At 76.1% G+C, this 9,851-nt stretch carries 10 protein-coding genes and 1 tRNA gene; 6 read left to right on the forward strand and 5 right to left on the reverse strand.

The window, feature by feature from the left end; translation table 11 throughout:
* A partial coding sequence (locus GTR02_RS15960; protein WP_166608485.1) for an acyl-CoA dehydrogenase family protein occupies positions 1 to 820 on the reverse strand: 820 nt, incomplete at its 3' end.
* A 202-nt stretch (positions 821 to 1,022) separates the two neighbouring features.
* Between GTR02_RS15960 and GTR02_RS24590 the strand changes: the two genes are divergently transcribed.
* The 3 genes from GTR02_RS24590 (at position 1,023) to GTR02_RS15975 (ending at position 3,257) form a co-directional block, all read left to right on the forward strand.
* Positions 1,023 to 1,928, forward strand: a complete 906-nt coding sequence (locus tag GTR02_RS24590) for an MmyB family transcriptional regulator (RefSeq protein ID WP_166608486.1) — start codon at positions 1,023 to 1,025, stop codon at positions 1,926 to 1,928.
* Positions 1,925 to 3,178, forward strand: a complete 1,254-nt coding sequence (locus GTR02_RS15970) for a Bcr/CflA family efflux MFS transporter (RefSeq protein WP_166608487.1) — start codon at positions 1,925 to 1,927, stop codon at positions 3,176 to 3,178. The genes GTR02_RS24590 and GTR02_RS15970 overlap by 4 nt, the downstream gene beginning before the upstream one ends.
* A tRNA-Ser gene (locus GTR02_RS15975) sits at positions 3,165 to 3,257 on the forward strand. Before GTR02_RS15970 ends, GTR02_RS15975 begins: the two co-directional genes overlap by 14 nt.
* 15 nt (positions 3,258 to 3,272) lie before the next feature.
* Here GTR02_RS15975 and GTR02_RS15980 read toward each other — a convergent pair.
* On the reverse strand, positions 3,273 to 3,563 hold the full coding sequence (locus GTR02_RS15980) for a hypothetical protein (RefSeq protein WP_166608488.1): 291 nt from the start codon (positions 3,561 to 3,563) through the stop codon (positions 3,273 to 3,275).
* 136 nt (positions 3,564 to 3,699) lie between these two features.
* Here GTR02_RS15980 and GTR02_RS15985 point away from each other — a divergent pair, with 136 nt between their 5' ends.
* The 3 genes from GTR02_RS15985 (at position 3,700) to GTR02_RS15995 (ending at position 6,746) form a co-directional block, all read left to right on the forward strand.
* Positions 3,700 to 4,122, forward strand: a complete 423-nt coding sequence (locus tag GTR02_RS15985; protein WP_166608489.1) for a hypothetical protein — start codon at positions 3,700 to 3,702, stop codon at positions 4,120 to 4,122.
* Between the two features lie 100 nt (positions 4,123 to 4,222).
* A complete protein-coding gene (locus GTR02_RS24595) occupies positions 4,223 to 5,770 on the forward strand; it encodes a diguanylate cyclase domain-containing protein (RefSeq protein WP_166608490.1) in 1,548 nt (515 codons plus the stop codon).
* 34 nt (positions 5,771 to 5,804) lie between these two features.
* On the forward strand, positions 5,805 to 6,746 hold the full coding sequence (locus GTR02_RS15995) for a polysaccharide deacetylase family protein (RefSeq protein WP_166608491.1): 942 nt from the start codon (positions 5,805 to 5,807) through the stop codon (positions 6,744 to 6,746).
* Here GTR02_RS15995 and GTR02_RS24600 read toward each other — a convergent pair.
* The 3 genes from GTR02_RS24600 to GTR02_RS16010 form a co-directional block, all read right to left on the reverse strand.
* Entirely contained in the window at positions 6,739 to 7,617 is an 879-nt protein-coding gene (locus GTR02_RS24600; protein WP_205709415.1) for an ABC transporter permease subunit, read from the reverse strand. The two genes, GTR02_RS15995 and GTR02_RS24600, sit on opposite strands and share 8 nt — an antisense overlap.
* On the reverse strand, positions 7,614 to 8,531 hold the full coding sequence (locus GTR02_RS16005) for an ABC transporter permease subunit (RefSeq protein WP_205709416.1): 918 nt from the start codon (positions 8,529 to 8,531) through the stop codon (positions 7,614 to 7,616). Before GTR02_RS16005 ends, GTR02_RS24600 begins: the two co-directional genes overlap by 4 nt.
* The coding region (locus tag GTR02_RS16010; RefSeq protein WP_166608492.1) for an extracellular solute-binding protein at positions 8,528 to 9,851 on the reverse strand (1,324 nt) is incomplete at its 5' end. The genes GTR02_RS16010 and GTR02_RS16005, both read right to left, overlap by 4 nt.

The following is a 9,851-nucleotide window of genomic DNA, read 5'->3' on the forward strand; positions in this document are numbered from 1 at the left end:
CGCCCACGTCGCCGGGGCCGCCGAGCGCGTGCCCGACGGCGGTGAGGACGCGCTCGGCGGCCCCGGCGACGTGGGCGCGGGTGCGCGCCGCGAGCTGCTCACCGGCGGCCCCGTGGGCGCGGCCGGCGTCGATCTCGGCCGCGGCGGCCTCCAGCGCCAGGCGGGCGAGGTCGAGGTCGAGCCGCACGGCACCGCGGTGCCAGAGCGCGAGCTGGTCGGGTTCGCGGGTGCTCGCGCGCAGGGCGCGGGCCACGCCGACGGCCCCGCCGAACCAGCAGGCGGCCACGCCCGCGCCGCCGTGCGCGAACCCGGGCCGGCGCAGGTACCAGCCGGCGTCGCCGACGGGCTCGGCGGCGACGTCGGTGAACTCGACGGGCCCGCTGGGCACGTCCGGCAGACCGCGCGAGACCCACGCACCGTCGACGACCCGCACGCCCGGCTGCCCGAGCTCGACGGCGAACAGCCGCCGGCCCGCGTCGGTGTGGGCCGTCACCAGGGCGTGCGAGAGGCGGCCCGCGAGCGAGCACCACGGCTTGGTCCCCTCCAGCCGCCAGCCGTCCGCACCGCACGTGGCCGTCAGCCGTGCGCCCGCGGCCTCGGCCGCGTACACGCCCCACGTCGAGCCCGGCGGCAGGTCCGCGGGGCGGGTGCCGTGCTCGGCGAGGACGGCCACGGCGTCCAGGTGGGCCTCGACGACGCGGGCCGTCGCGACGTCGTCGGCGGCCAGCCGGGCCAGCAGGGCGAAGCGCTCGCGCGTCCCGCCCGAGGCCGGCAGCGGGGCGTGCGACGTGAGGGAGCGGGCGGTCTCGAGCGCATGCACTGAGGTGGTCCTCCGGGGCGGGACCCGCGCGTGGTTGCACGGGCGGGGGACCTCGCGGCCCACCTCTGCTGTGACCTCCGGACGCTAACCCGGCCCCGCCCGCCCGGCACCCCGGCACCAGCCGGCGCCCGGAGGAGGTACTGCGGGTGCACCTCACGACAGGGCGTCGCCGCGCGCGGGGGGCGCACCTACCGTCGACGTCGTGGACCCCTCCCGAGCGCCCGACGACCACGCCGCGGTGCGCGAGTTCCTCACCACCCGTCGCGCGAAGCTCACGGCCGCGCGGGCGGGGCTGCCCGAGGTGGGGCAGCGCCGCGTCCCGGGCCTGCGGCGCTCCGAGGTCGCGGCGCTGGCGGGGATCAGCGTCGAGTACTACGCCAAGCTGGAGCGTGGCGCGCTCGGCGGGGTGTCGGCGTCGGTGCTGGAGGCCCTGGCCCGCGCGCTGCAGCTGGACGAGGCCGAGCGGCGGCACCTGTTCGACCTCGCGCGGGCCGCCGACGGCAGCAGCGCGCTGCTCCGCCCGCGGCGGCGGACGTCGCCCCGGTGGACCGTGCGGCCGAGCCTGCAGTGGGTGCTGGACAGCGTGACCGCCGGCCCCGCGATCGTCCGCAACGGGCGGATGGACCTGCTGGCCGCCAACGCCCTCGGCGGGGCGATGCACGCGAGCCTCCTCGACCGGGATCCCGGCGGCCGCCCGAACTTCGCCCGCTACACCTTCCTCGACGAGGACTCCCGGCGGTTCTACCCCGAGTGGGACACCGCCGCCGACGTCGCCGTCGCGATCCTGCGGACCGAGGCGGGCCGCGACCCGCACGACCGGGACCTGCACGACCTCGTCGGCGAGCTGTCCACCCGCAGCGAGGAGTTCCGGGGCCGCTGGAGCCGCCACGACGTGCGGGAGCACGGCGCCGGGACCAAGCGGTTCCACCACGACGTGGTGGGCGAGCTGGACCTGGCCTACGAGAGCGTCGACATGGTCTCCGAGCGCGGGCTCACGCTGACCCTCTACGCCGCGGAACCCGGCTCGGCCACCGCCGCCAACCTCGGGCTGCTCGCCTCCTGGGCCGCCACGGCCCGGGCCGGCGCGCCCGGCGCGGAGGCCCCGTGAGGACCTCCCGCCCCGCCGCCCCGGCTCCCGCGGCCGGGCCGGCGGCGTCGCGCCCCGTGTCCGCCGCGCTCATCGCCACGGTCGTCCTGCTGACGGCCATCGCCCCGCTCGCCACCGACATGTACGTGCCGGCGTTCCCCGACGTGGCCCGCGAGCTGGGCACCACGGCGACCGGGGTGCAGCTGACGCTCACCACGTTCTTCGTCGGGATGGCCGCGGGGCAGCTCGTCGGCGGCCCCTCCTCGGACCAGCGGGGCCGGCGGCGCCCGCTGCTCGCGGCCACCGTGGTCGTCCTGCTGGCCTCGGTGGCCTGTGCGCTGGCCCCCACGATCGCCCTGCTGGGGGCGGCCCGCTTCGTGCAGGGCTTCGCCGGGGGCTGGGCGATGGTGATCGCGCGCGCGGTGGTCGTGGACCTCGCGAGCGGGTCGCAGCTCGTGCGGGCCCTCAACCTGGTCCAGGGCGCGGGCGGCGTGGCCCCGATCGCGGCACCGCTGCTGGGTGGCGTCGTGCTGCAGTTCTCCACGTGGCGGGCGCCGTTCTGGCTCATCGCCCTCATCACCCTCGTGACCCTCGTGGTGACCCACCGCGTCGTGCCGGAGTCGCTGCCACCGGAGCGCCGGCACACGGGCGGCCTGCGCACGTTCGCCACCGCGGCGCGCGACGTGCTGCGCAGCCGCGACTACGTCGGCTACCTGGTCGTGAGCGCCGCCGCGATGGTGGCCCTCTTCGCCTACGTCGCGACGTCGGCCTTCGTGCTCCGCGGGATGAACGGCCTCTCGCCCATCGCGTACGCGGTGGCCTTCGCCGCCAACGCGGGGGGCATGACGGTCGCGGCCCTCGTCTCGGCGCGCCTGGCCGAGCGGGTCCGCACGCGCACCGTCGTCCTGTGCGGTCAGCTCCTGGCCCTGGCGGCCGGCGTCGGCATGCTCGTCGGGGCCCTCGCGCTCGGGACGCCGCTGCTGCTGTCGCTCGCCTGCTTCTCCGGCCTCATGGTCGCCCTCGGGCTGATCTGGGGCAACGCGGGCGCCCTGGCCAGCGCGGCCGTCCCGCAGCACCCGGGCACCGGCTCCGCGGTGCTGGGGATGGCGCAGTGGGGCACCGCCGGCGTCGCCGCGCCGCTCGCCGGGCTGGGTGGCGAGGGCACGGCCGTGCCGGTCGCGGTGATGATGACGCTGGGGGCGCTGGTCTCCCTCGTCGCGCTGCTGGCCGTCGCGCGCCCGCCGTACGATGCAGCCGGGAGGGCTGTCTGAGCGGCCAAAAGAGGCGGTCTTGAAAACCGCTAGGGCGGTACCCACTCCGTCCTCGGGGGTTCGAATCCCTCGCCCTCCGCCCCCACTGCGCGCGTCAGAGCAGCGATCGCACCCCGTCGAGGTAGTCGGTGAGGACGGCGGGCTGGGCGTGCAGGACGACGCGGCGCCCACCCGCCTGCCGGACCAGGGCCGCGGTGTCGACGCCCACCCCGTAGAGCATGAGGCGCACGGCCATGGACTCGGGGATCGGCTCCGCGCGGTCCAGCCCGAGGGCGTCGGAGCGCTCGCGGTCGGTGAGGTCGAACCACCACCGGTCGAGGGCGTCGCGTTCGACCGCGACCACCGCCGCGAGGTGGGCCGGCGGGGTCGTCCGGAGTGCGCTCATGGGTCCGTCCTCGGGGAGTCACTCACAGTTCTGAATGATGTACACATTGTGCCTCGACTCGGCCGGATGCGACACCTCACCGCGCGGGGCGGCCGAGCCGGCCTCCTGACGGACCGGCCGGACCCGCCGTCCTACGATGGCCGCTCCCGAGCACCCGCACGACGAGCACCCTGGAGGTGCCGTGGCCGTCACCGGCCCGGAACTGCCGCCCGACCGGCGCGCGCGCGCCGTGCGCGCCTACCACGCCCTGCCGGCGGAGGACCGGCGCGAGGCCGTGGGCCTCGCGCGGCAGGGCCGTCGCCACCCGGACGAGCGGGTCGCGGCCGTGGCGTGGTGGTACGCCGCCGCGGTCCTGCAGCCGCGCTGGTACAACCGCGTCCCCGTGGTCGTCCTCCCGCTCGTCGCCCTCGCGCTCGAGGTCGTCGCGTTCGCCGTCGACGCCTGGCCCGTGGCCCTGCTGGGTCTCGTCACGCTGCTCGTGGGGGCGGGCCTGGCCTGGCAGCGCGCCTCCACCACCCCCCTCCTGCGCCTGATGCGCCCCGCCGACACGCCCGAGTGACCGGCGCGGGCGCGCGCGGCGCAGGGCCGGTCGGGTCCGGGCGGGCCTCGACCCTGCAGTCGGGGCCGGGACGTGCCGATCCACCGTCATGGACTCGGTGGTGACGGCTCGGCGTGCGGCGCACCGGCGCGCCGTCCCGCTGTCGGTCCGCCTGGCCGTCCTGCTCGCCCTGCTGGCCGGCACGTGGCTCGCCGCGCAGGCCGCCGCCGGCGACGAGGTCGTCGCCCGGAGCGTCGTCGGCGGTGCCGAGGCCGTCTTCCCGCTCGTGGCGGGCCTCGTGATGCTGAGCGTCCGCCGCCGCGCGACGACACCCCGCTACCTCCGCTCGATCTGGGGCCTGATGGCCCTCGCCTGCCTGTCGTGGTCCGGCGGGCAGGTCGTCTACGCCGCGGGGGACGTCTTCGGCCTGCTCCCCGACACCGTGCCCGGCCCCTACGACGTCGGCTTCCTGCTCTACACGGTCTTCGCGGTCGCGGCCGCGGTGGTCTACGCGGGGCGGACGTCGCGGCAGTTCCTCAGCCTGCGCGTCAGCCTCGACGGGCTGATGCTCGCGGGCAGCCTCTTCTCCGTCGTCTGGGTCACGTGGCTCGCGCGCACGACGCACGACGGGGGCGACGACCTCGTCGCCCTGCTGCTGCCGCTGGCCTACCCCGTCGGCGACGTCGTCGTCGTGAGCGTGCTCGCCCTGACCATGCTGCGCACCGGGGTCCGCCGGCCCGCGCTGCTGCTGCTGCTGGCCAACGCCTCGATGGCGGTGGCCGACTCCACCTACCTCGTGGGCGTGGCGCAGGACGTCTTCGCCACCGGCGGGGTCAGCGACTACCTGTGGATGCTCGCGTTCGGGCTGGCCGGTCTGGCGGCGCTGGAGCCGACCGGCGGGTCGCAGGAGGTGATCGAGGGGACCGCGGCCGACGCCGCGACCGCGCTGCCGTACCTGGCGCTGCTGCCGGCGGCGGCGGCCGGCATCCTGCGGCTCTGGTCGGGCCCGGACCGGGTGGCGCTGCTGACCCTCGGCGCCCTGGTGGCGCTCGCGCTGGCCCGGCAGTTCCTCGTGCTGCGCGACAACGGCACGCTGCTGCGCGTCAACGAGCAGCAGCGCGAGCAGCTGACCCGCATGGCCCACACCGACCTGCTCACGGGCCTGGCCAACCGGCGGCTGTTCTCCCAGCGCCTGAGCGGGGCCGCGGCCGAGGCCCAGCGGCAGCAGACCCCGCTGACGGTGGCGTTCGTCGACCTCGACCGCTTCAAGGTGGTCAACGACACCCTCGGCCACGCGGCCGGCGACGAGCTGCTGCGCGCGGTCGCCCAGCGCCTCGTGGCCTGCGTGCGCGCGGGCGACTGCGCCGCGCGCTGGGGCGGCGACGAGTTCGCCTTCCTCGTCACCGAACCGGGCGTGGCCGCGGACGCCGTCGTCGAGCGGCTGCGCGCGGCCATCGCGACGCCGTTCTCGATCGCCGGGACCGTCCTGAACGCGTCCGCGAGCATCGGCGCTGTCAGCGAGGTCCCCCTGCCGGGCCAGGACGTCGAGCACGTGGTCGACGCCCTGCTGGCGGCGGCCGACGCCGAGATGTACGTCGTCAAGCGCGCCTCCGCCGACGGCTTCGGCTCCGCCGGCGCCCTCGAGCTCGACCGCGCCGACCGGCGGTAGGGCGCCCGCGGCCCGCGGCTGCCAGGCTGTCCGCGTGCCCGACGCGCTGACCGAGGAGCTGCCGGACGACCTGTCGCCGGAGGCCGTGCTGGCGGCCGACGCCCGGCTGGGGGCGGAGCTCAGCGCGGTCTGGGAGGTCCTCGCCGCCGCCGACCCCGCCGTGAGCGTGCAGGACGCCCTCGCGGTGCTCGCGGACCTGCGGCTGCGGCCCGTGCCCGCGGCCGTCCCCGCCGTGCGGCCGGGCTCCCTGGCCGCCTGGCGGCCCGCGGGCACGCCGGTGCCCCCGCGGCCCGAGCGCGAGGCCGAGGCCGTCGCGGTCACCGACGCCCTGAGCGGGGGGCGCCTGCTGCGGGTGGTCAACTTCCACGACACCCCGCTCGCGCGCCGCGCCGAGCTCGCGGCCGAGTTCGCCTGGTACGCCGAGCGGTTCGACCCCGTGGGCGAGGCCGACGTGCACGCCTTCCTCGACACGGGGCGCTGGGCGAGCACGCGCCCGGGGCTGGTGCCGGCCTTCTACGACGGGTTCGCCAGCGCGGCGCAGGTCGCGGTGCCGCTGTGCGAGGAGTTCGGCTTCACGGGCTGGTTCTACCCGCCGACGGAGTTCCTCGGCGTCCCGGCCGCCGAGCAGCGCGCGTTCGCGGCCCGCCACCACTACGGCGTGCTGGACGACGAGCCCGGCGGCCGGCTCGCCATGACGTGGGACGAGCTGGCCGACCTGGCCACCCGCCACGTCGTCTGCGGGCACACCGCGACCCACGCCGCCTCCGCGGCCGTCACCACCGCCGCGGAGGTCGAGCGCGAGGTGCTCGCCCCCCTGACCCGCCTGCAGGAGGTCACCGGCCGCGTGCCCGCGAGCTGGGCGTGGCTCGGCGGCTCGCCGCACGACGCCACCCGGCCGGGGGACCGCGCCGTCGCCGCGGCCGGCGTCCGGCTGGTGACGTCGAACGCGGCGCTGCAGCGCCTTCCCGCTACTTGAGGCCGCTGCGGGCGATGCCCGCCACGAACTGCCGCTGCGCCACGGCGAACAGCACGAGCACGGGCAGGATCGAGACCAGCGCCCCCGCCATCAGGGCGGGGTAGTCGGTCGTGTACTGGCCCTGCAGGAAGGACAGGCCGACCGGCAGCGTGTAGAGCGCCGGCTCGCGCAGCGCGACCAGCGGCCACGCGAACTCGTTCCAGCGGTACATGAACGTCATGACCACGAGGACGGCGACGAGCGGGCGCGACAGCGGCAGCACGATCGAGAGCAACGTGCGCAGCTGCCCCGCACCGTCCAGCTGCGCGGCCTCGAGGAGCTCGTCGGGCATCGACAGGAAGTACTGCCGGGCCAGGAACACCCCGAACGCCTCGGCCGAGCGCGGGATGATGACCGCCCAGTAGGAGTTCAGCCAGCCCAGCTGCGCGACGAGGTCGAACTGCGGCACCAGCAGCACCTGGATCGGGATCATCAGCGTCGCGATGATGAGGAAGAACACGACCGCGCGGCCCGGGAACCGGTGCTTGGCCAGGACGTAGCCGGCCATGACGTCGACCACGACGGTGATGACCACCGCGACGACCGCGATCGCGGCGGAGTTCACCGTCCACTGCAGGACGGGGAAGTCGACCAGCGCGCGGCGGAACCCCCCGCCGTCCAGGGTCGTCGGCACGAGCCCCACGTCGCCCGCGGCGAGGTCCTCGCGCGGGGACAGGGCCGTGACGACCATCCAGTACAGCGGGAACACCCAGACGAGGGCGAGGGCCGCGACGAGGACGAACCGCCGCGCCCGGCTGCGCCGCCGCCGCCGCTCCGGCAGGGCGAGCGCCGGGGCCGCGGCGGTGCGCGGCCGGGTGCCGAGGGCGCTCACGCGTCCTCCTCCGACTCGCGCTGCATCCGCCACCACAGCACGGTGCTCACGAGGACGACGACGAAGACCACGACGCCGATCGCGGAGCCGTAGCCCTCGCGGCGGGCGCTGAAGCCCTGCCCGTAGGCGTAGGTGACGAGCAGCTCCGTGCCCCCGGCCGGACCGCCCCCGGTCATGACCCACACGATGTCGAACACCTGGAACGTCTCGATCACCATGAGGACGGTCACGAAGAACGTCGTGGGCCGCATGAGCGGCCACAGCACGTGCCGCAGCCGCTGCCACGGCGTGGTGCCGTCGAGCTCCGCGGCCTCGAGGACGTCGCTGTCGACCCCCTGCAGCGCACTGAGGTAGAGCACGACGACGAGGCCGGTCCGCGCCCACAGCAGCACCAGGACGACGGAGACCGCGGCCGCGGGGGCGTCGGACTGCCACGCGGGGGCGGGCAGCCCGAGCCCGGTCAGCGCCCGGTCCACGATCCCGACGTTCTCGTCGAAGATCCACCGGCCCGTCATGGCGACCACCACGCCGGAGATGACGTAGGGCGCGAGGAACAGCGCGCGGAACAGGCCGCGGCCGGGGAGGCGGTCGCGCAGGAGCAGGGCCAGGCCCAGGCCGATGCCGACGCTGACCGGCACCGACACCACGGCGAGCAGCACCGTGTTCAGCGCGGCCTTCCAGAACACGTCGTCCGCGAGCAGGGCGCGGTAGTTGCCGAGCCCGACGAACGTGGCCTGCCCGATGCCCGTGGAGTTCGTCAGGGAGATCCGCACCGCGCCCACGAGCGGGTACAGCACGAAGACGCCGAACAGCACGAGGGCCGGGGCGAGCATGAGGTACGACGTCGCCCAGCGCCGGGCGTCGGCGGACCGCCGCCGCACCGGCGGCCGCGCCGCGGGGGCGACGGTGCTCACCGGGTGAGGACCGACTGCACGGCGTCCGTGATCTGCGCCAGCGCCGCGGCGTCGTCGGCCGTGCCCAGGAACACCTCGTCGAGGCGGTCCCGCAGCTGCGCGTTCACGGCGCTGAACGCGGGGACCACGACCTGGTCGACGAGCTGCTCGCGGATCGTCGTGGCCTGCTGCACGAACAGCGGCATGAGGTCCGGCCGCACGGCGTACGTCAGCGACGCGGGGTCGACGTCGCGGCGGGTCGGCAGGACGGTCGCGGTGCTGCAGAACTCGCCCATCTGCTGCGCCTGCGCGCAGTAGGTGAGGAACTCCAGGGCCTGCGCCTTGCGCGGGCTCGCGTCCACGGCCACCAGCGCGTTGCCGCCGAGGTCGGCCGAGGCGTTGACGTCGCGCGGCAGGAACGTCGCCGTGTACTCGAAGCCGGCGCCGTCGATCTCCTCGAGCAGGAAGTCGCCCGCGAAGCACATCGCCACCGTCTGGTTGGTGAAGAAGTCGCTGGCGGGCTGACCGCGCGTGGAGCTCGCCTGCGGCACGAGGCCCTTGCGGAAGAAGTCGCGCGTGTAGGTGAGGGCCTTCAGGGCGCCCGCGTCGTCCGTCGCCGCGGCCGTGAGGTCCGGGGTCAGCAGGCGGCCACCGGCCTGGTCGACGAAGTTGAGCCACCGGTACGCGCCGGCCTTCTGCCAGTTCACGGCGAGCGCGTAGGTGTCGGCGCGGCTGGGCTGCACGCGCCCGACGGCGTCGGCGAACTGCTCCCACGTCCACGCCGTGTCGAGCGTGGTGGGCAGCGCGCCGAGACCGGCCGAGGCGACCGCGGCCGTGTTCACCAGCACCATCGAGGTGTCGGTGTGGTGGGGGACCCCGAAGGTGCCGGCGTCGTCGGTGACGGCGGACCAGAACGCGGGGAGGAAGGCGGGTTCCAGCGTCGCCGCGTCCGGCAGGTCCGCGAGCACGCCCTGCGTCCGGTACGCGCCGACGTCGGTGTAGCTGACGCGGAACAGGTCCGGCGGGGAGTCGGTGCGCAGGCCGGTGTCCACGGCCGTGAGGATCTCGGAGTAGGGGACGACCTGGACGTCCACCGCGGGCCCGCCCTGCGCCGCGAAGCCGTCGGCCAGGGCCGTGAAGGCCTTGGCCTCGGCGTCGCCCGCCCACGTCAGCATCGTCAGCCGGTCGTCGCCGCCACCGCCGCTCTCACCCCCGCCGGAGGACCCCGTGGAGAAGCCGCTGCAGGCGCTGAGCCCCGCGGCCGCGAGGCCCGCCCCGGCGCCGAGCACGGCGCGGCGCGAGGCGGGGGGCAGGGGGGACCGGCGGCGGTCGGTGCGAGGG

The organism is Kineococcus siccus (assembly GCF_009906795.1).
GTDB classification, from domain to species: Bacteria; Actinomycetota; Actinomycetes; order Actinomycetales; family Kineococcaceae; genus Kineococcus; species Kineococcus siccus.